20 protein-coding genes are annotated in these 18851 nt (G+C 62.0%); 7 read left to right on the forward strand and 13 right to left on the reverse strand.

All coding sequences use genetic code 11. The features are described 5' to 3' along the window. Positions 1-106: 106 nt before the first annotated feature. From WH91_RS10720 to WH91_RS10735, 4 genes are read right to left on the reverse strand one after another with little or no spacing between them, the layout of a single operon-like run. On the reverse strand, positions 107-946 hold the full coding sequence (locus WH91_RS10720) for a metal ABC transporter permease (protein WP_046171012.1): 840 nt from the start codon (positions 944-946) through the stop codon (positions 107-109). After that, positions 943-1797, reverse strand: coding sequence for a metal ABC transporter permease (locus tag WH91_RS10725; RefSeq protein ID WP_046171013.1), 855 nt, complete (start codon positions 1795-1797; stop codon positions 943-945). The genes WH91_RS10720 and WH91_RS10725 overlap by 4 nt, the downstream gene beginning before the upstream one ends. Then, positions 1794-2684, reverse strand: a complete 891-nt coding sequence (locus WH91_RS10730; RefSeq protein WP_046171014.1) for a manganese/iron ABC transporter ATP-binding protein — start codon at positions 2682-2684, stop codon at positions 1794-1796. Before WH91_RS10730 ends, WH91_RS10725 begins: the two co-directional genes overlap by 4 nt. Next, complete coding sequence (locus tag WH91_RS10735) at positions 2681-3571, reverse strand: metal ABC transporter substrate-binding protein (RefSeq protein ID WP_046171015.1); 891 nt, start codon at positions 3569-3571, stop codon at positions 2681-2683. Before WH91_RS10735 ends, WH91_RS10730 begins: the two co-directional genes overlap by 4 nt. Positions 3572-3718: 147 nt before the next feature. Here WH91_RS10735 and WH91_RS10740 point away from each other — a divergent pair, with 147 nt between their 5' ends. The 3 genes from WH91_RS10740 (at position 3719) to WH91_RS10750 (ending at position 7584) form a co-directional block, all read left to right on the forward strand. Further along, positions 3719-4696, forward strand: coding sequence for an LLM class flavin-dependent oxidoreductase (locus tag WH91_RS10740; protein WP_046171016.1), 978 nt, complete (start codon positions 3719-3721; stop codon positions 4694-4696). Between the two features lie 164 nt (positions 4697-4860). Continuing rightward, positions 4861-5745 (forward strand): glycosyltransferase family 8 protein, encoded by an 885-nt coding sequence (locus tag WH91_RS10745; RefSeq protein ID WP_046171017.1) that lies wholly within the window; start codon positions 4861-4863, stop codon positions 5743-5745. 117 nt (positions 5746-5862) lie between these two features. Then, a complete protein-coding gene (locus WH91_RS10750; RefSeq protein WP_046171018.1) occupies positions 5863-7584 on the forward strand; it encodes a sensor histidine kinase in 1722 nt (573 codons plus the stop codon). A 66-nt stretch (positions 7585-7650) separates the two neighbouring features. On the opposite strand, the gene WH91_RS10755 is transcribed toward WH91_RS10750, so the two are convergent. Genes WH91_RS10755 through WH91_RS10765 form a run of 3 tightly spaced genes read right to left on the reverse strand, consistent with a single transcriptional unit; the run spans position 7651 to position 9808 of the window. Next, positions 7651-8538: a hypothetical protein gene (locus WH91_RS10755; protein WP_046171019.1), complete on the reverse strand. Its 888-nt coding sequence runs from the start codon at positions 8536-8538 to the stop codon at positions 7651-7653. Next, a complete protein-coding gene (locus tag WH91_RS10760; protein ID WP_046171020.1) occupies positions 8535-9446 on the reverse strand; it encodes an ABC transporter ATP-binding protein in 912 nt (303 codons plus the stop codon). Before WH91_RS10760 ends, WH91_RS10755 begins: the two co-directional genes overlap by 4 nt. Next, complete coding sequence (locus tag WH91_RS10765; protein ID WP_046171021.1) at positions 9443-9808, reverse strand: GntR family transcriptional regulator; 366 nt, start codon at positions 9806-9808, stop codon at positions 9443-9445. Before WH91_RS10765 ends, WH91_RS10760 begins: the two co-directional genes overlap by 4 nt. Positions 9809-9916: 108 nt before the next feature. Between WH91_RS10765 and WH91_RS10770 the strand changes: the two genes are divergently transcribed. After that, a complete protein-coding gene (locus WH91_RS10770; RefSeq protein ID WP_046171022.1) occupies positions 9917-10702 on the forward strand; it encodes a siderophore ferric iron reductase in 786 nt (261 codons plus the stop codon). 31 nt (positions 10703-10733) lie between these two features. Here the strand turns inward: WH91_RS10770 and WH91_RS10775 are convergent, their stop codons facing one another. Further along, entirely contained in the window at positions 10734-11291 is a 558-nt protein-coding gene (locus WH91_RS10775) for an SH3 domain-containing protein (protein ID WP_244542291.1), read from the reverse strand. A 120-nt stretch (positions 11292-11411) separates the two neighbouring features. On the opposite strand from WH91_RS10775, the gene WH91_RS10780 reads away from it, so the two are divergent. The 3 genes from WH91_RS10780 to truB are packed head-to-tail and all read left to right on the forward strand — an operon-like array spanning position 11412 to position 13788. Continuing rightward, a complete protein-coding gene (locus WH91_RS10780) occupies positions 11412-12431 on the forward strand; it encodes a 2-hydroxyacid dehydrogenase (RefSeq protein WP_046171023.1) in 1020 nt (339 codons plus the stop codon). 47 nt (positions 12432-12478) lie between these two features. Beyond that, on the forward strand, positions 12479-12886 hold the full coding sequence (rbfA, locus tag WH91_RS10785; protein ID WP_046171024.1) for a 30S ribosome-binding factor RbfA: 408 nt from the start codon (positions 12479-12481) through the stop codon (positions 12884-12886). After that, the gene (truB, locus tag WH91_RS10790; protein WP_046171025.1) at positions 12883-13788 is read left to right on the forward strand and encodes a tRNA pseudouridine(55) synthase TruB; all 906 of its coding nucleotides are present in this window, start codon (positions 12883-12885) and stop codon (positions 13786-13788) included. The genes rbfA and truB overlap by 4 nt, the downstream gene beginning before the upstream one ends. Positions 13789-13929: 141 nt before the next feature. Here the strand turns inward: truB and WH91_RS10795 are convergent, their stop codons facing one another. The 5 genes from WH91_RS10795 to WH91_RS10815 all read right to left on the reverse strand — a co-directional run bounded on the left by WH91_RS10795 (position 13930) and on the right by WH91_RS10815 (position 18851). After that, the gene (locus WH91_RS10795; RefSeq protein WP_052952751.1) at positions 13930-14823 is read right to left on the reverse strand and encodes a hypothetical protein; all 894 of its coding nucleotides are present in this window, start codon (positions 14821-14823) and stop codon (positions 13930-13932) included. Positions 14824-15103: 280 nt separating this feature from the next. Continuing rightward, a complete protein-coding gene (locus WH91_RS10800; protein ID WP_046171026.1) occupies positions 15104-16078 on the reverse strand; it encodes an ABC transporter substrate-binding protein in 975 nt (324 codons plus the stop codon). Between the two features lie 21 nt (positions 16079-16099). Then, on the reverse strand, positions 16100-17074 hold the full coding sequence (locus WH91_RS10805) for an ABC transporter permease (protein WP_425285330.1): 975 nt from the start codon (positions 17072-17074) through the stop codon (positions 16100-16102). Positions 17075-17196: 122 nt separating this feature from the next. Continuing rightward, positions 17197-18066 carry an ABC transporter permease gene (locus WH91_RS10810; RefSeq protein ID WP_046171027.1) on the reverse strand — a complete coding sequence of 290 codons (870 nt, stop codon included), beginning with the start codon at positions 18064-18066 and terminating at the stop codon, positions 17197-17199. Further along, positions 18063-18851: an ABC transporter ATP-binding protein gene (locus WH91_RS10815; RefSeq protein WP_171910544.1), complete on the reverse strand. Its 789-nt coding sequence runs from the start codon at positions 18849-18851 to the stop codon at positions 18063-18065. The genes WH91_RS10810 and WH91_RS10815 overlap by 4 nt, the downstream gene beginning before the upstream one ends.

Raw genomic sequence — 18851 nt, forward strand, 5'->3', positions numbered from 1 at the left:
CCCCCTCGACGGGGGAGGCTGGGTGGGGGCGCCGTTTGGCCCACATATTGCGGCCAGCCCACCCCCCCCTTTGATCCCTCCCCGCAAGGGGGGAGGGTGTCGACTGCTAAATCGCTGCCAAGGCTGGCCGCCGTGTCGTGGTCACGATGAAAGTCACGATGAACGTCGCGCTCATCAGCAGGACGATGGTCGGCGCGGGGGCTGAGTCGATGAAGAAGCTGGCGTAGATGCCGACTATCGAGCTCAGTACCGATACCGTCACCGCGATCAGCATCATCGGGGCAAAGCGCTTGGAGATGAGGTAGGCGATGGCGCCGGGGGCGACCAAGAGAGCGATGACCAGCACGATACCGACGGCAGTGAGGGCCGCGACGATGGTCAGCGACAGCAGTGCAAGCAGGCCATAATGCAGCCAGCGCACCGGCAGGCCGATGGCGCCGGCCTGTTGCGGATCGAAGGTGAACAGTAGCAGGTCGCGCCATTTGGCGAGGACGATCAACGTGACGGTCAAGGCGATGATGCCGGTCTGGATCAGGTCGCCCGCGCTGACGCCGAGAATGTCGCCGAACAGGATATGGTCGAGATGCACGTCGGTCTGAGTCGAGGTGTAGAGCACGATGCCGAGGCCGAACAGGCCGGCAAACACCACGCCCATCACGGTGTCTTCCTTGATGCGCGAGTTTTCCTTGAGATAGCCGACCGACAGCGCACAACCCATGCCGGCGGCGAAGGCCCCGACGCCGAGGGGCAAGCCGACGATATAGGCCAGCACGACGCCCGGTAACACCGCATGGGAGATGGCGTCGCCCATCAGCGACCAGCCCTTGAGGACGAGAAAGCAGGAGAGCAAGGCCGTCGGGATTGCCACCATAACAGCGATGGTCATGGCCTGGGTCATGAAGGGGAAGGTGAAGGGCCAGAAAGCGTAGGTGAGAAACTCGCTCATGCCGCGATCTCCGCTTTGGCCTTGCGGCGCGATGCCAGCAGCCCGTGCTTGGGGGCCAGGAAGAAGGCGGTGAGGAACACCAGCGTCTGCAGCACCACGATGACGCCGCCGGTGGCCCCATCGAGGAAGAAGGAAATATAGGCGCCAAACAGCGACGACAGCGTGCCCACGGCAATGGCGATCAGGATCAGCCGCGGAAAGCGGTCGGTGAGCAGATATGCCGTGGCGCCGGGTGTCACCACCATGGCGATGACCAGGAATGCCCCGACGGTTTGCATGGCGGCGACGGTGCAAGCAGCCAAGAGGGTGAAGAAAATCACCCGCAGCAGCGGCGGATTGAGCCCGATCGAGCGCGCATGGCTCTCATCGAAGAAGGTGACCATCAGGTCCTTCCAGATGAAGAACATGACGATCAGCGTCACTACGGAAATGATCACCAATTGCAGCGTATCCTCGGGCGTTACCGCGAGGATGTTACCCATCACGATGGTCTGGATATTGACCGAGGTCGGCGACAGCGAAATCATGAACAGGCCGAGGCCGAAGAAGGCCGTGAAGATCAGCCCGATGACGGCATCTTCCTTGAGCTTGGTGCGCTGGGTCAGGAACAGCATCGCCGCCGCAGCGAGGCCGCCGGAAAAGAAGGCGCCGATGGAAAAGGGGAGTCCCAGCATATAGGCGCCGGCGACGCCGGGGACGATCGAGTGGCTGAGGGCGTCGCCGATCAGCGACCAGCCCTTGAGCATCAGATAGGCCGAGAGGAAGGCACAAACGCCGCCGACGAGGGCCGAAACCCACATGGCGTTGATCATATAGTGGTAGTTGAAGGGCAGCAGCAGGTGTTCGATCATTCCTCGATCCTGTCCGACTGCTTGGTGGTCATCTTGCCCTTTTCGCCATACATAACGAGCGGCCGCTCATCGTCGGTCAGCACCGAGATATGGCGCGGATCGTCGTCATCATGCAGCCCGGCACCGGCCAGCACGAAGTGGCGCAGCGCGCCGCCGAAAGTCTCTTCAAGCCACTCGCGGGTGAACACTTCCGAGGTCGGGCCGGAGGCGATGACCGTACCTTTGACCAGCACGGTGCGGTCGCAAAATTCGGGCACCGAGCCGAGGTTGTGGGTCGAGACCAGCATCACCTTGCCCTCGGCGCGCAGGGCGCGCAGCAGGGCGATGATGGCGTCCTCGGTGCCGACATCGACGCCGGTGAATGGCTCGTCGAGCAGGATCACTTCGCTCTGTTGTGCCAAGGCGCGGGCGAGGAAGACGCGCTTCTTCTGCCCGCCGGACAGTTCGCCGATCTGGCGGTGACGATATTCAACGAGGTTCACCCGTTCCAGCGCCTGCGTGACCGTGTCGTGGTCGATTTTCCTGGGGCGGCGCAGCATGCCCATGTGGCCGTAGCGGCCCATCATCACCACGTCTTCGACCAGCACCGGAAAATTCCAGTCGACGTCTTCGGACTGCGGCACGTAGGCGACGAGATTGCGCTTCAGCGCCTGCTTGCCGGGCACGCCGAGGATTTCGACCGAGCCACCGGCCAGCGGCACGAAGCCCATGATGGCCTTGAACAGGGTGGACTTGCCCGAGCCGTTGACCCCGACCAAAGCCGTGATCGAGCCGCGCGGGATGGTGAAGCTGGCGTGTTTAATGGCGGTGGTGCCGTTGCGATAGGCCACGGTGATGTCACTCACCGCAAGGCCGGGCGCGCCAGTGATCTGCGTCATGTCGTTCATTGAGTAAGGCCTTGCACGATGGTGTTGGCGGTGACGGAGAGCAGATCAAGATATGTCGGCACCGGGCCGTTCGGTTCCGACAGCGAATCCACATACAGCACGCCGCCATATCTGATGTCGGTCTCGCGGGCGACCTGTTGGGCCGGCTTGGCCGAGATGGTGCTCTCAGAGAAAATGGCGGGGACGGCGTTTTCACGCACCGCGTCGATCACCAGACGCACCTGCTGCGGCGTTCCCTGCTGGTCGGCGTTGATCGGCCAGAGATAAAGCTCCTTGAGTCCGAAATCGCGCGTCAGGTAGCTAAAGGCGCCTTCCGAGGTGGCGAGCCAGCGGCGCTGCTCGGGAATGGCATCGATGGCAGCACGGATCGGCGCCACGGTCGCCGTGATCTGCGCCGAGTAGGCGGCGGCATTGGCGGCATAGGTCGCGGCATTAGCCGGGTCGGCTTCGGCGAAGGCGGCGCGGATATTTTCGACATAGATCAGCGCATCGGTCGGGGACATCCAGGCATGCGGATTGGGCTTGCCGGCATACGGCCCTTCGCCAATGCCCATCGGCTCGATACCGTCGGTGACAATCGCCGACGGCACGTCGCCGAGATTGGACAGGAACTGCTCGAACCACTGTTCGAGGTTGAGCCCGTTCCACAGGATCAGGTCGGCGTCCTGCGCGGAAATCAGATCGCCCGGCGTTGGCTGGTAATTGTGGATCTCCGCGCCGGGCTTGGTGATCGAGACCACATCGGCCGCCTCGCCCGCCACGTTGCGCGCCATGTCGGCAATGATGGTGAAGGTGGTGACCACCTTGAAGCGGTCCTGGGCGGCGGCAGGAAAAGCCGCAACCAGCGTCGCGGCGACGACCAAGGCAAAAAACTCACGACGGCGCATTACGCACTCCTGATCGAACGCGACCAGAGGTAGGCTAATTGCAAATCATTCGCAATAGCAAATTCTGGTGATGTGAATTTGCCCGATAGCCTCGCAAAGTGCGGCGGCCACCCTTATATCGGTCAATTACGATGGTAGGAGTTCGTCATGGTTGCCTTGTCCATTCTGGATCTCGTGCGGGTTAACGAAGGCTCGAGTCCCAGGGAGGCGCTGGACAACGCCCGCGATCTTGCCGCCCATGCCGAAAGCCTGGGCTACACCCGCTACTGGATTGCCGAGCATCACAACTTTCCCGGCATTGCCAGCGCCGCGACCTCCGTTGCCTTGGCGCATATTGCAGCTGGCACGAAAACCATCCGCGTTGGAGCCGGCGGCATCATGTTGCCCAACCATGCGCCCATGGTCATTGCCGAGCAATTCGGCACGCTGGCGCATCTCTACCCCGGACGTATCGATCTCGGCTTGGGCCGGGCGCCCGGCACCGACCAGATGACCATGCGTGCCCTGCGCCGCTCGCTGACCAATTCCGACAATTTCCCGCAGGACGTCTTGGAACTGCAGGCCTATTTCGCGCCGGCTGGCCCAGAACAGCGCCTGCAGGCGGTTCCGGCAGCAGGGACCGAGGTTCCACTCTGGATCCTGGGCTCGAGCACCTATGGCGCCCAACTCGCGGCCGAACTCGGCCTCCCTTATGCTTTTGCCTCCCATTTTGCGCCCGACTCGCTGATGGTAGCGCTCGAGGTCTATCGCAGCCGGTTCAAACCCTCTGAACAGCTGGCCGCGCCGCACGCCATGATCGGCGTCAACATCATTGCGGCCGAAACCGATGCAGAGGCGCGCCGGCTCGCCACCACCCAACAGATGTCCTTCGCCAATATTTTCCGCGGTGCGCGCGGCCTCAGCCAGCCGCCGATCGACAATATCGACGACTACTGGTCGCCCGCCGAAAAAGCCCAGGCAGCAAATATGCTCGCCAATTCCATCTATGGATCGGCCGATACCGTCCGCGAGGGCATTGCGGCCTTGGTGGCCCGGACCGGTGCGGAAGAGTTGATGATTGTTTCGGACGTGTTCGACCACGAGAAGCGCCTGCGCTCGTTCGAGATTATCGCCGGCAGCCTGTAGGTTCCGTCAGACCGGCAAGTTCGCAGCGCTAGGGTCGGTGGCATCAGGCAAGGTTGACGCATCGCGGGGCCGGTGCCAAATCAGCGCACATATTGGCCCCACAATCCGCGCGGAGTTTCCGTGCCAACTGTGCGACGGTCGATCTGCAGTTTTGGGAACGACGAATGACGGACCGGTCTATCCATATCGCTTTGACCTTCGACGACAACTTCTGGGCACCGGCCTATGCGACGATGCGCTCGATCTGTCTGTTCAGCAAGCGGCGTTCGGATCTGGTGTTTCACCTGCTGCACCGGACGCTGACATCGCAGCACAAGGTCGACCTGGAGGCGATTTCCAGTGAATTCGGGGCGTCGCTGCGCTGGTATGACCTCGATCAGTCAACGCTGTTCAAGGACATTGCGGCCCGCATGCCCGAAAACAAGCGGCTGTCCAATATCGTCTATGCCCGCCTTATCATCGATCAGCTAATGGACCCCAGTATTGCGCGCACTCTCTATCTCGACTGCGACATGCTGGTGCGCGACGACATTGCGACACTTTATGACTGGGACATGCAGGGCGCGCCGATAGCCGCGGTGCGGGACTCGATCGGCGCCTGGCTTACCGCTGGGCGGGACGTCGCCAGCAATCGGGACATATTCGATGTCGCCGAGCCCTACTTCAACGCCGGACTGGTGCTGATCGACGTTGCCCAATGGCGCGCCGCCGATATCATCGGCTACATGGAGCGCGCCTATGCCGAAGGGGTGATGCAGCGCATCTACTACGATCAGGACCTGCTCAATCTGGTGTTTCGTGGTCGATGGCTGCAACTGCCGTGGCGCTGGAACACCATAGATGCGCGGCCGGTGCATGAAGGGCTCGATCCGGCCATCCTGCATTACACAGGCAAAGCCAAGCCGTGGTTTATCATCACCGGCATGAGGCGCTCCGTGGCGTTCACCCGCTTCTACCGTCACGTCATGACCAACAAGATATTCTACGACTTTGCACGTCATCGCCGTAACCGGTGGTGGCGCAGGATGTTGCGGCTGGATCGGTCGTAGAGGGGCGCCGAGGCCGCAATGGCTAGGGGTTTGACGCGCGACGCAATTTGCACTGGCGCGATGGCGGGCAATCTGCCTAACTGACCCGAACCCGCATCGGGCATGCTTGGAGGGGGCATGAAAGCGCCAAGCTTGTCGCTCAGCCAGAGATTGCTGCTGCTGACTGCCGTTGCCCTGCTGCCGGCCCTGGCTATTCTCGGCTTCAATGAATTTACCCTGCGCAAAGCCCGTGAGGCCGAAGTGCATAACTTTGCCCTGCGGCTCAGTGAACTGGCGGCGCTGGAAATGGACCGCGTTATCACCGGCGCCGGAGCGCTGATGGTCGCGGTGGCCAATGTGCCCGTGGTGCAGGACGGCGATAGCGGCTGCGAGACCTACCTCGATCGTCTGGGCGTGCTGCTGCCACAGGTGACGCTGATCAATATTACCGATCTCGACGGCAACAGCATCTGCGCCAACAGCAAAGTTGCAGGCGACCTGCGCCCCGAAGTCAGCACCAATGTTCGCGCAGAACTGCGCTCGGCCTTCTTCCGGGTCGGCGAGTATACCGAGAGTTCGCGCGGCCCGGGGCTGCTGATGGGCACGCAGCGCACCGCTGCCGACGGTACGATCAACGGTTACGTGCTGGCCACAGTCAGTCTCGACTATCTCGGTCAACTGCTCAAGGAGCGCCCGTTTGCCCAAGGTAGCGCCCTGACCATCGCCGACCGCACCGGCATGATCATCGCTCGCGAACCCTTCCCTGAAGATTTCGTGGGTACGCGGATACCGGATGCCTTCATGTCCCGGGTTACCGGAACCGAATCGGGCACCATGCAGGTGGTCAGCCAGGACGGTACCGAACGTATTCTCGGCTATCAGCCCGCCAGTCGTCCCCTGGGCCTCTATGTGAGCGCTGGATCAGGACTGACGGACGCCATGGCGCCGATCAATGACGCGACCGTTCGCGGCGTGATCCTGGCCGCGGTCGGCGGCTTGGTGGCGCTGTTGCTGGCGCTGAGTTTTGGCCGGCAATTCATCCGCCGCCCGGTGCTGCGCCTGCTGCGCACCATCCGTGCCTGGCGCTCGGGCGATCGTGGCGCGCGCACCGGCATGGTCGGCAAGGCGGAATTCCACCAGGTCGGCGAGGCCATCGACGAACTGCTCGATGAATTGAGCCAGCGCCAATTGGCGCAACAGGAGGCCGAGCAGCATCGAGACCTCCTGGCGCGTGAACTCGACCATCGCATCAAGAACTTGCTGGCTACGGTGCAGGCCGTGGCGCGACAGAGTTTCCGCAATTCCGACGTTGCCGAGGAATCCCTGCAAGCCTTCTATGCCCGGCTGGCCGTGATGGCCGATGCGCATAAGCTGCTGACCTCGAGGCATAGCGAGAGCGCTTCGGTCGACGCGGTGGTGGAAACGGCGATTGGGCCATTCTTTGGCAAGGAACACCCGCGCTTTATCGTGTCTGGCGCCGATGTAGAGCTGCATGCCAAGGCGGCGCTGTCGCTGGCCATGGCGCTGCATGAGTTATGCACAAATGCCAGTAAATATGGCGCCCTAAGCAATGAAAGCGGGCAGGTCAGTATCGGCTGGGCGCTGACCGAGGGTCACAAGCTGATCCTGACCTGGCGCGAAAGCGGTGGTCCGCCTGTCGTGCCGCCATCGGGCAAGGGTTTTGGCTCCCGCATGATCGAGCGGGCCCTGGCAGCCGACCTCGGCGCGAGCGTGACCTTCAACTATTCCCTGGCGGGGCTGACCTGCACCATAATCGCAGCTGAGACCGCCCTGCTGGATCGACAGGAGACCGGTTCCAGGCCGTTCCAGCCGGTACGCGCAGTGATGGATCGGACCTGATAAAAAACCACTAAGCCTTGCATGCCGCCGCGCCGGCAAAGGCGCGGCGGCATGCTGGAGGTCAGCTCAGTTGTCGTTGACGCGACGGCGGTATTCGCTGGCGACGTAGATGACGAAAATCGCAAACACCGCGCCGATGCCAACCTGGGTCCAGTCCATGTGGGCGATCAGGTCACTGGCAAAGGCGACGCCATTGAAACTCTCGGCTGAAACTGACCAGCTTTCGATGTAGGGCGTGGCGGGCAGTGCGCCGCGATATTCCACGAAGCGCCAGGTGTGGGTTTCGAAAGGGTGCAAGCCCCCCAAAGTGACCCATTCGAGGGTTGAGACCAGCGCCGGCACCAGCAGCGAAATCGGGATGGCCCAGCGGCCGATGGCTGTGGCCACTGCGCCGACCAGCGCCATCATCGGCAGATACCACAACAGGCCGCAGACGATGGCGACGAGAATGGCCAGCGCCACCTGACCATAGATCACGACGATGCTGCCCAGCGTGGCCACGGTGGCAGTGCCGTTGATCAGCATGGTGACATAGGCCACGCCGTAGAGCAGCAGGCCGCTCAGCAGGGCCACGGCGTAGACGGTGCCCGGCAGCACGGTAATGCCTGCCACCAGCTTGCTCAGCAGCACCTTAAAATCGGTGACCGGCATCGACTTCCAGAACAGCATGGCATTGTTGCGCTTGTCGGCGGCGAAGCCATCGGCGCAGTAAAAGAACAGCACCGAAATCATGTAGAGCGACCAGCCCAGCCCAAAGAACAGGAAGCCCAGTTCATAGACCCGCAACGGCGCAACGGTGAACAGGGCGCCCGAAAAGCGCGCATCGACGCGCCCCACGGTGAACGCGAGAATAGTGGCGCCGAACAGCACCGCTACCAGCAGCAGCGGCCCGATCAGGAAGGCACCGCGATGTTCGATAAACTCGCGATGGACGAGCGCGGTGAACGCCTTCATCGGGCAGCCTCCGGATTGGCGGTCGGACGCTGCATCAGCGCGACGAAGAGATCGGACAGGGTCGGCGTCGAGAGCCGGCCATAGGGTTCGAGCACTGCGCGGTCGATACCATCGAAGATCATCACGGTCTGGCCGAAACGGGTCTCCTCGTAGACCGGGCCATGGGCACGGGCCGCAGCGTGCTGCGCGGGATCATCGACCACCAACTGGGTGAACTTCTCGTTCACGGTTTCCATCTGCATGTGCAGGATCAGGTCACCATCGCGGATGAACATGATGTCGGAAAGCATGAACTCGATCTCGTCCACCTGGTGGGTGGTTATGATCAGCGTACGCTCCTCGGTCATGTAGTCTTCCAGGAGGCGCCGGTAGAAGCGCTTGCGATAGGTGATGTCGAGGCCGAGCGTCGGCTCGTCCAGCACCAGCAGCTTGGCATCGATCGCCATGACGACAGCCAGATGCAGCTGCGCGACCATGCCCTTTGACAGGTGTTTCACCTTCATCTCGGGCTTGATGTCGGTGCCTTCGAGAAAACTGCGCGCCTTCTCGGGCGAGAAATTCGGATGGATATTGGTCAGCAGCGCGAACAGCTCGCGCACCCGCAGGAAGCGCGGCAGGCTGGCGACGTCGGAGATGAAGGCGACGTTTTCCATCAGCTTGGCGCGCTTGGCGAAAGGGTCCTCGCCCAGCACCCGGATGGTGCCTTCGCAATGGGTCAGGCCCAGCATGGCATTGAGTGTCGTGGTCTTGCCGGCGCCGTTGTGGCCGATCAGGCCATAGATGCGGCCGGGCGGAATGTCGAAATCGAGGCCATGCAGGATTTCCTTGCGGCCGAACTTCTTGCGCAGGCCACGGGCGGAAACGATGGGTTGGACGGTGAGTTCGGTCGAAGCGGAAAGGTCGGTCATTGCTCGGCTCCCTGAGCAGTCGTGGACAGCAGCATATTGACGTCGAGGTTCAGCGCCTTGATCTGCGCCGCGATGCGCGGCCAGTCCTCTTTCAAAAACTTTTCGCGTTCATGGGCGAGCAGTTCGGCCCGCGCCCCGGTCTTGACAAACATCCCCAGTCCCCTTCGTTTCTCGACGACGCCGATATCGACCAGGGCTTCGAACGCCTTGGTGACGGTCAGCGGATTGACCGAAAGATCTGCAGCGATCTGGCGAACCGAGGGCAGAGCCTCGCCCTCGCCGACCGATCCGCGCAGGATCATCTCGGTTAGCCTCTGCCGGATCTGCACGAAGATCGGCTGGCCGGTGTGAAAATCATCCATCTATCATGCCTTGGTAGTGTGCTAGTTTTGTAGCACACTAAAGCAATGCGTCAAGCGGGATTTTTCAACGGGCTTTTCTCGACGCCCATGCGGCGCTAGAACCGCGCCATGGCCCGATCATTTCTCTTTGCACAAGACACCGGCGATGCCGCTACGACGCGGTTGATCGCGACGGCGGCGCAGCTCACCGGCTTCATGAAGGGTGAGCCCGGCGCCGCCCGGCCGGGCTGGTACGTACCGGGTGCCGACAATTCCGCTATAGTTGGTGAGTTGCATGCGGCTTTGGCCGCTGCCTATCCGCAGGCTAGCCCGGCGTTTCATGCCGTGCGGCTGTGGACCAACCTGCTGTGGCAGCCGGCCTATCTCGCGGTAGTCGCGGCCCATATCCATGGCGCCATGCCGGACCTCGGCACGCTCAGCCAGCAGAGGCGCGGAATCTATGTCGATGGCTATCGCCTGGTGCCGGGTGTGCAGACCTCAGGCAGTGCGGAAGAGTTGATCGCCGAGGCTGCGCGTCAACTCAAACCGATCACTGCCGCCCTGTTGGAGGAGGTCAATGCGCTGGCCAGGCTCAAGCCGTTGCCGGCCAAGCGCCTGTTCGCAGACCGGATGCTGAGCCTGATGGTCTGGCTGGGCCAGCGCCGCCGCGACATGTCGGCGGAGACAATACAAGCCTATTCAGAGCTATGGCTAGAGAGCTTGGGTCTGAGCGGGCAGGGCACGCTGGAACCGGTTATTGCGCCGTCTGGGCAACACCTGCTGATCGTCAAGCGCAAGGGTTGTTGTCTCGATTACCTGATCGACCCGGACCGGTTCTGTGCTACCTGCCCCAAGCAGGAAGATACCGTTCGCGTGGCGCGGCAGACTGCCAATGCATTGGCGGAGCTGGGCTGACACCTCCCCCAAAGAGCGAGGTGAAGAGCGTCTAATCGAACACTTCATCTGGATAGACGCCCCAGAGCTCCTCCTGGTGCATAAAGCCCGAATAGGTGGTCGAGCGCTGGCTGGGGTCGCTGGCGCTGACTTCGCACCAGGTGCCGTCGCATTCCTTGATGGTGACCTTGAACCCAGGCCCGAGCCGCGCGCGAACGCTGGCTTTGCTCGACTGATTGGCCAGCAGGGCAATCTCCCCATTGGCCATGATCGGTGTCACATAGCCTGCGCGAGTTCCCGCGAGCAGGTTCTGGTGGATCCAGCCTTCGCCACCGTCCATGTCGCGAATCTTGCGCCAGGTATCGAATTCCTGGACGATTTCGACCGGAATGCCGGATTTGAGATAGGTCCAGGCGATATCGTATTTCTGGCCCGGCCCGACGCGAACGTTGATTGGCTCCGACCGCGTGGTGACGAAGCGAGGTAGCGGCAGGCCGCTGGGATTGGTGGCTTGGGCAAATGCTGGCAGGGTCAGCAGCGCCGCCAAAACGGCGGGCCGCGACAGCAGGCGAAACATGGACTGGAAGGGTCGGGCGATGGGGCGGCTCACGGTCTCGTCAAACATGACTTTGCAGATAAATGGATTTGTCCTATCACTACCAAAAGATCCTTAATGGGCGCTGAAGGATGGGTTTTCATTCATCGCCCGCGCCCCCCGATCCCGGAACATATGGCCAGCCCAAAACCCAATATTCTCGTCACCAGGCGCCTGCCCGAAACCATCGAGGCGCGCATGGCGACACTGTTTGAAACCCATGTCAACGAAGGCGACGTGACGCTGACCGGCGATGACATCGTCGAGGGTCTCGACGGCAAGGACGTGCTGGTCTGCTCCATCACCGACCGCATCGATGCAGAGTTGATCGCCCGCCTGCCCAAGAGCGTGCGGCTGATCGCCCAGTTCGGCAATGGTGTCGACAATATCGACATCGAGGCCGCCTGGGCCGCCGGCCTGACAGTCACCAATACGCCGAGCGTACTGACTGAAGACACTGCCGACATGGCCATGATGCTGATGCTGGCCTTGCCGCGCCGGCTCGTTGAGGGCACGCAGATGCTGGTGCGCGATGGCGTATGGGCCGGCTGGTCGCCCACCTCGATGCTCGGTCATCGCCTGCGTGGCAAGGCGCTGGGCATTGTCGGCATGGGGCGCATCGGCACCGCCGTGGCACAGCGGGCCAAGGCCTTTGGGCTGAACATCCACTATTTTTCGCGTAACCGCCGCCCGCCCGGCGTCGAGGATCCGCTTGAAGCCACCTATTGGCACGATCTTGATGCGATGATCGAGGCGGTGGATATCATTTCGCTGCACACGCCTCACACGCGCGAAACCTTCCATATTCTCTCGGCCGACCGGCTCAAGCGGATGCGGCCGGGCAGCTTCGTGGTCAATGTCAGCCGGCCCGAACTGGTCGACGAAGCGGCGATGCTACACGAAATCGAATGCGGTCATTTGAGCGGCGCGGCGCTGGATGTGTTCGAAAATCGCAATGGCATCGACGCGCGGCTATTGGCGCTGGCCGAAGCCAACAAGGTGGTGCTGACCGCCCATATGGCCTCGGCGACGCTCGAGGCTCGCATCGAAATGGGCGAGACCGTCATCGTCAATATCCGTGCCTTCATGGATGGCCACCAGCCGCCGCATCGCGTGTTGCCCGAGAGCAGACATGGGCGGCCATCGCCCGCCTGACCGCCTCGCCGATTGACGGCAGGGCGCCAAGGGCTTAATTCCCGCCAATGAGCAAAGACAACAAACAAACCGGCCCCAACCAGCGCATGCTGCGCGTCGGCGAACTGGTGCGCCACGCGCTGGCCGCCATCTTCGCCCGGGGCGACGTCGACGACGATGCCTTGCGCGGCGCTGTGATCACCGTGCCCGAAGTGCGTATGACCAACGATCTCAAGATCGCCAACGCCTATATCATGCCGCTGGGCGGCCTGCATGCCGAGGAAATCGTCGCGGCGCTGAACCGCAATGCGAAGTTTATCCGCGGCCGCGTGGCGCCACAGGTCAACATGAAGTTCGCGCCCGAAGTGCGCTTCTTTGTCGATGACACCTTCGAGGAAGCCAGCCGCATCGATGCGCTGCTGCGCTCCGACAAAGTCCAGCGCGACCTCGATGAAGACGACGGCGAGACCGAGTGAACGATAAGCCCAAGCGTATCAAGCGCCCCATTTCCGGATGGGTGGTGCTCGACAAGCCATTCAACATGACCTCTACCCAGGCTGTCGGCAAGGTGCGGTGGCTGTTCAGCGCCGCCAAGGCCGGGCACGCTGGCACGCTCGACCCCCTGGCCACCGGCATCCTGCCGATCGCGCTGGGCGAGGCGACAAAGGCCGTGCCGCAGGTGCAGGACGGCACCAAGATCTATCGCTTCGCGATAAAGTGGGGCAGCGCCACCACGACCGACGACGCCGAAGGTGAGGTTGTCGCCTCCTCCGATGTGCGGCCTGATCGCGCCGCGCTCGAAGCGGTGCTGCCGCAGTTTGTGGGTACGATAATGCAGCGCCCGCCGATTTTTTCGGCTCTCAAGATCGATGGCGAGCGCGCCTATGACCTGGCGCGCGCCGGCGAAGTGGTAGACCTGCAGCCGCGCCCGATAGATATAGATGCGATCGAGCTGATCGAGCACGGTTCGGAAACCTCGACGCTCGAAGTCACTTGCGGCAAGGGCACCTATGTTCGCTCGCTGGCCCGAGACATTGGGGAAGTGCTCGGCACGCGCGGCCATGTCAGCCTGCTGCACCGCGCCGCGGTGGGACCGTTTCATGACCAAGACGCATTGACCATCGATCAGCTCGAGGCGCTGTCCCTCGAACAACGCGATGCGTTGCTCAAGCCTGTCGCGGCCGGATTTTCGGACCTGCCGGAAATCCGCCTCGACCCGCAGCAGGCCGCCGCCGTGCGTCATGGCAATGCAGTATTGTTGACCGGGGCCGGCTCGCCGGTGTCGCTCGACGAATGCTGGGTCAGTTTCAAGGGCGAAGTGCTGGCGACGGGGTGGGTGGAGTTTGGCCAGTTCAAATGCCGAAGAGTGTTTAACTGAGCAATAGAAAAAGGCGGGGATTGCTCCCCGCCTTTGCTCTTCCTAGCGCAGGAAGAACACGATGATGATGATCAGCCAGATCGGCACGCCCAGTAGCCAGAGTCCAATGCCACGAAACATGTTGTTGTCCTTTTCTGACTGTTAGAAACGGCGGAAAACGCCGGTCAATACGGTGTTTTCGTCGCGGTGGTTGCCGCCCTTCTGAGCTGCCCAGAATGCGCCGAGGGCCGAGACCAGCAGTGAGGCAGCGATCAGGAAGGCGCCGATGATTGCCGTGTTGCGGGCAATGCGGGCAGCTTCGATTGCTGTCTGACGCGCTTCTTCGACGCTGGCGATAGCCTGGTCGACGCGGGCTTCGGCTTCAGGCTGCGGGATGCCGGTATTGGCGGCAATGACGCTGGCCAGATAGGTACGATCGGCATCGGCAACGACGCCATCGCCAAGAGCTGCCTGGGCGAAGATGCGACCGGCTTCTCCCCGAGCGGCGTCAGCATCGACCGGCTGGGTCGTGCGGAACATGGTGTCGATGAAGTAGGCATTCGGATCGACGGCGTCAGCAGCGCCTTCCGCAACATTGGAAGCAGCCGTGGTCGCGGTAGCGGCAACGTTGCCGACAGCGTTTGCTGCTGCTCCGATGCCGCCGACGGCGATCATCACGCCAAGGATTGCGGCGCCGGCCCAGACCAGCAGCCCATGGGCGCCATCACGCAGGTCGCTTTCATGCTCATCGGCGTCGAAATGGCGGCGGCGCAGGCGACCAGTAAGGTAACCGCCAGCCATGAAGCTGGAAATTTGCACCCAGAGGAACCAGGTTGCGGCAGCGATACCGACGAAAATCGGGTTCGGACCGTCGCCATAGCCGAAGTCGAGGAAGTTCAGCCCGACAGCCGAGCCAAAGCTGATCAGCACCAAGCTGATGGCCGAGGCGAGGACAATGCCGGCAATAATGGCGGGCCAATCGACATAGGACGACTGGTCACGGTTGGTCGCTGATGTCTCGGCGACGATAACGCCCGCGGGCGCGTCAATGGTCATAGTGGCGACTCCTGTGGTTGTTGTTGTTGTTCTTGCCGCCGATGCTTAGGCGAGGCCGATGAACGACAGGATGGCCATGACGATGACAATGAGGCCGACGATATAGATGATGGAGTTCATAGGAAATGCCCTTCTTGGTTGACGCATAGAGTGTTGCATCAACATCGCGAAGGACGATTCGTTCCGGGGTTGCATCAAATTTTTGCACGGCCGCGTGAGCGTAGGTAAACAAAAAAAGGCAGGGATCGCTCCCCGCCTTTTAGATCGATATGAGAGGAGCTTACAGCCCGTCGGTGACCACGCTGGTGAATGCGCCTACTGGCTCGGCCTTGATGATCTTCTGGTCGAGCAGGGCCTTTACCGTGCGCTCATAAGTGGCTGGGTCGAGCTTGGCGTCTGCCGGGTCGACCAGCTTGGCGACTTCGCCGGTCATGTAGAGCTGGTGCTCGAGCGTTGCGGCGCCGGTGTCGTCCATGTCGACAACGATCTGGGCGGCTTCCTCAGGGTTCTCGGCAGCATAAGCCCAGCCCTTCATCGAAGCGCGGACGAAGCGGGTAAAGGCATCGACCTTTGCCGGGTCCTTGAGCGAGTCTTCAAGCACATAGAGACCGTCTTCGAGCAGGTCGTTGCCCATGTCGGTGTAGTTGAAGATGGTCAGGTTGTCGGGGCCGTAGCCGGCATCGAGCGCCTGGCCGTATTCGTTGTAGGTCATCACCGAGATGCAATCGGCCTGGCCCTGGATCATTGGCTGGATGTCAAAGCTCTGCTGCAACACGGTGACGCCGCCAGCCGAACCGTCGGTGGCAATGCCTTCCTTGTTCATCCAGGCAAAGAATGGGTATTCATTGCCGAAGAACCAGACGCCCAGCGTGTGGCCGGGGAAATCGGCGACTGTCTTGATTTCCTTTTCAGCCGGGCAAATCATCATCAGGCCCGACTTCTTGAACGGCTGGGCGATATTGACCAGCGGCACGCCGGATTCGCGAGCAGCCATGCCGGCTGCCATCCAGGTGACGATGATGTCGGCGCCGCCGCCGGCGATCACCTGCTCGGGCGCAATGTTGGGACCACCGGGCAGGATGGTGATGTCGAGGTTTTCCGCGTCATAGAAGCCTTTGGACTCGGCAACCAGGTAGCCGGCGAACTGCGCCTGTGTGACCCACTTGAGCTGCAGCGTCAGCGCGTCCGCAGCGAAGGCGGGCGCGGTCGAAAGCGCCAGGGCGCTGACGAGCAGACCTCCGATAATTTTGTTCATTTGTCGTTCCCTATTTCCCTGTTACGCCCGTCCACCACGGACAGACGGATGCCAGAAGGTGACGCCCCTCTCGATGAGGGCGATCACGCCGTAGAAGGCAGACCCCGCGACCGCTGCAACGGCGATCTCTGCCCAGACCAGATCGATGGCCAGCCGGCCAACGCCTGTCGATATCCGGAAACCCATTCCCACAATGGGCGTCCCGAAGAATTCCGCTACGATTGCGCCGATCAAGGCCAAAGTCGAGTTGATCTTGAGGGCGTTGAATATGAAGGGGCCCGCAGCGGGAAGCCGTAGCTTCATAAGGGTTTGCCAGTAGTCGGCGGCATAGGTTGCCATCAGGTCGCGCTCGATGGCGGAGCTGGCATTGAGGCCGGCAACGGTGTTGACCAGCATTGGAAAAAACGTCATCGCCACGACGACGGCAGCCTTGCTCTGCCAGTCGAAACCGAACCACATCACCATGATCGGCGCGATACCGATGATGGGAAGCGCCGACATGAAATTGCCGATCGGCAATAGTCCAGCCTTGAGGAAGGGCGACCGATCGACGAGGATCGCCACGACCAGCCCGGACAGGCAGCCGATGGCGTAGCCCGGCAGCACCGACTTGATGAAGGTCTGCACGAAATCGGCCCACAGGATCGGCGCTGAATTGGCCAATTGCGCGCCGATCATCGATGGCGCCGGCAACAGCACCGGCGGCACATTGGCGCCGCGCGTCACCACTTCCCAGATCACCAGCAGGGCCATTCCAAACACCATCGGGATCAGCAGGCCAAGCCCGGCATTGTCGCTCAATCGCGGCGCCAATGCCTTGCTCAGACGCTCGACGAACAGCCACGAAAACAGCCAGGCGCCTACCAGGGCCATCCAGAAGAAGGCCGGCGTCGGCCCGAACGCGCCGATCGTGGTCAGCAGGGCCACAGCGCCCAGCAGGGCTAAGGCCGCATCGGCCCATAGCCCGAGCGGCAAGAAGAAGCGGATCAGCGACATGAAGCCCAGCGCCAGGAACGCCTTGAGCAGCAGCCCCTGCTCGAACGGCGTGACGACGCTCAGGGCAAAGGCCGCCGCCGAAAGGCCACCGGCAACCAGAGCGAGGAAAAACTGCAACTGGCTCATGCCGGGCGTGCTCCCATCCGTCGGTTTACCGCAGTTTCGGCAAAACCGACCACCATCACCAGCACGGCGGCCAGCGCTGCGGCGATGAACAGGGCCGCCCATATCTGGATGGTCTGGCCATTATACGAGCCGGTGAGCAGGCGCACGCCGAGGCCGCCACCGGCAGCATTGGAAAGCTCGCTGACCACGGCGCCGATCAGCGAAATGGCGATACCCACCTTCATCGAGGCAAACAGCATCGGCATGGCGGCCGGCCAGCGCAGCTTCCAGAACGTCTGCCATGGGGAGGCATCATAGGTGCGCATCAGGTCGAGTTGGATGCCCTCCGGCGAGCGCAGCCCCTTGACCATGCCGACCACCACCGGAAAAAAGCTCAGATACATCGAGATCAGCGCCCGCGGCACGGTGCCGGTAATGCCGACGGCACCCAGGCCCACCACCACCATCGGCGCTATGGCGAGGATCGGGATGGTCTGGCTGGCGATGATCCACGGCATCAGCGAGCGATTGGAAGCTTCATTGTGGACGATGATTATCGCCAGCAGCACGCCAAGCGCCGTGCCGAGCACGAAGCCAAGCAGCGTCGAAGAAAGGGTAATCCAGCCGTGATAGGCTAGGCTGCGCTTCGAGGTGATCTCCAGCGCCACGGTAGCGTTCCAGATTTCGCCGATTACCTGATGCGGCGCCGGCAGCACCGGCCGATCCTGGGCCCAGGTCTGCTGCGCAAAATCGGTGAAGGGCACGTTGGTCAGTGCGGCGCGCGTGTTCAGCGTATTCTGCCAGTTCGCATTCATGCCGATGGCTGCGACGTACCAGATGACGACGATGGCCAGCAGCACAGTGAGAATGGGCAGGACGCGGTTCAAATGTGATCCTCGTCATAGCTGTGCCCAGCCCGCAGCCCGTCACGCACGCGCGCGGCAATGGCCAAAAATTCCGGCGTTTCACGGATATCCAGCGGGCGTTCGCGCGGCAGGTTGCTCTCGATGATGTCGGTGACCCGGCCCGGACGCGGTGACATCACCACGATCTTGGTGGAGAGAAACACTGCCTCGGGGATGGAATGGGTGACAAAGCAGATGGTTTTTTTGGTACGGTCCCACAGCTTCAGCAGTTCGGAATTGAGGTGGTCGCGCACGATTTCGTCCAGCGCGCCAAACGGCTCGTCCATCAACAGCAGGTCGGCATCAAACGCCAGTGCCCGGGCGATCGAGGCGCGCTGCTGCATGCCGCCCGACAATTGCCAGGGGTACTTCTTTTCGAAGCCTGAAAGGTTCACCAGGTCCATGGTGCGCTTGACGCGCTCGGCCTGCTGGCTCTTCGAGTGGCCCATGATTTCGAGCGGCAGCGCGATGTTTTTCTCTATGGTCCGCCACGGATACAGCGCCGGCGCCTGGAACACATAGCCATAGGCCCTGTCCTTGCGCGCATTCTCGGGGCTCTGGCCGTTGATGGTCAGCGTGCCCGAGGTCGGCTGTTCCAGATCGGCAATAGTCCGCAAAAACGTCGTCTTGCCGCAGCCCGAGGGTCCGATGAAGGAGACGAACTCGCCCTTGTCGATGGTCAGGTTGACGTCGCTGAGTGCGACCACGTCGCCGTCGTTGGTCTTGAAAGTCAGGCCGAGGTTCTGGGCGGAAACGACAGCGGTCAA

Origin of the sequence: Devosia psychrophila, from assembly GCF_000971275.1 — a bacterium.
Lineage (GTDB): Bacteria > Pseudomonadota > Alphaproteobacteria > Rhizobiales > Devosiaceae > Devosia > Devosia psychrophila.

Bases quoted from the DNA above. Each gene is read 5' to 3' on its own strand.
- WH91_RS10720 (WP_046171012.1), bottom strand. From the start codon at position 946: ATGAGCGAGTTTCTCACCTACGCTTTCTGGCCCTTCACCTTCCCCTTC.
- WH91_RS10725 (WP_046171013.1), bottom strand. From the start codon at position 1,797: ATGATCGAACACCTGCTGCTGCCCTTCAACTACCACTATATGATCAAC.
- WH91_RS10730 (WP_046171014.1), bottom strand. From the start codon at position 2,684: ATGAACGACATGACGCAGATCACTGGCGCGCCCGGCCTTGCGGTGAGT.
- WH91_RS10735 (WP_046171015.1), bottom strand. From the start codon at position 3,571: ATGCGCCGTCGTGAGTTTTTTGCCTTGGTCGTCGCCGCGACGCTGGTT.
- WH91_RS10740 (WP_046171016.1), top strand. From the start codon at position 3,719: ATGGTTGCCTTGTCCATTCTGGATCTCGTGCGGGTTAACGAAGGCTCG.
- WH91_RS10745 (WP_046171017.1), top strand. From the start codon at position 4,861: ATGACGGACCGGTCTATCCATATCGCTTTGACCTTCGACGACAACTTC.
- WH91_RS10750 (WP_046171018.1), top strand. From the start codon at position 5,863: ATGAAAGCGCCAAGCTTGTCGCTCAGCCAGAGATTGCTGCTGCTGACT.
- WH91_RS10755 (WP_046171019.1), bottom strand. From the start codon at position 8,538: ATGAAGGCGTTCACCGCGCTCGTCCATCGCGAGTTTATCGAACATCGC.
- WH91_RS10760 (WP_046171020.1), bottom strand. From the start codon at position 9,446: ATGACCGACCTTTCCGCTTCGACCGAACTCACCGTCCAACCCATCGTT.
- WH91_RS10765 (WP_046171021.1), bottom strand. From the start codon at position 9,808: ATGGATGATTTTCACACCGGCCAGCCGATCTTCGTGCAGATCCGGCAG.
- WH91_RS10770 (WP_046171022.1), top strand. From the start codon at position 9,917: ATGGCCCGATCATTTCTCTTTGCACAAGACACCGGCGATGCCGCTACG.
- WH91_RS10780 (WP_046171023.1), top strand. From the start codon at position 11,412: ATGGCCAGCCCAAAACCCAATATTCTCGTCACCAGGCGCCTGCCCGAA.
- rbfA (WP_046171024.1), top strand. From the start codon at position 12,479: ATGAGCAAAGACAACAAACAAACCGGCCCCAACCAGCGCATGCTGCGC.
- WH91_RS10795 (WP_052952751.1), bottom strand. From the start codon at position 14,823: ATGACCATTGACGCGCCCGCGGGCGTTATCGTCGCCGAGACATCAGCG.
- WH91_RS10800 (WP_046171026.1), bottom strand. From the start codon at position 16,078: ATGAACAAAATTATCGGAGGTCTGCTCGTCAGCGCCCTGGCGCTTTCG.
- WH91_RS10805 (WP_425285330.1), bottom strand. From the start codon at position 17,074: ATGTCGCTGATCCGCTTCTTCTTGCCGCTCGGGCTATGGGCCGATGCG.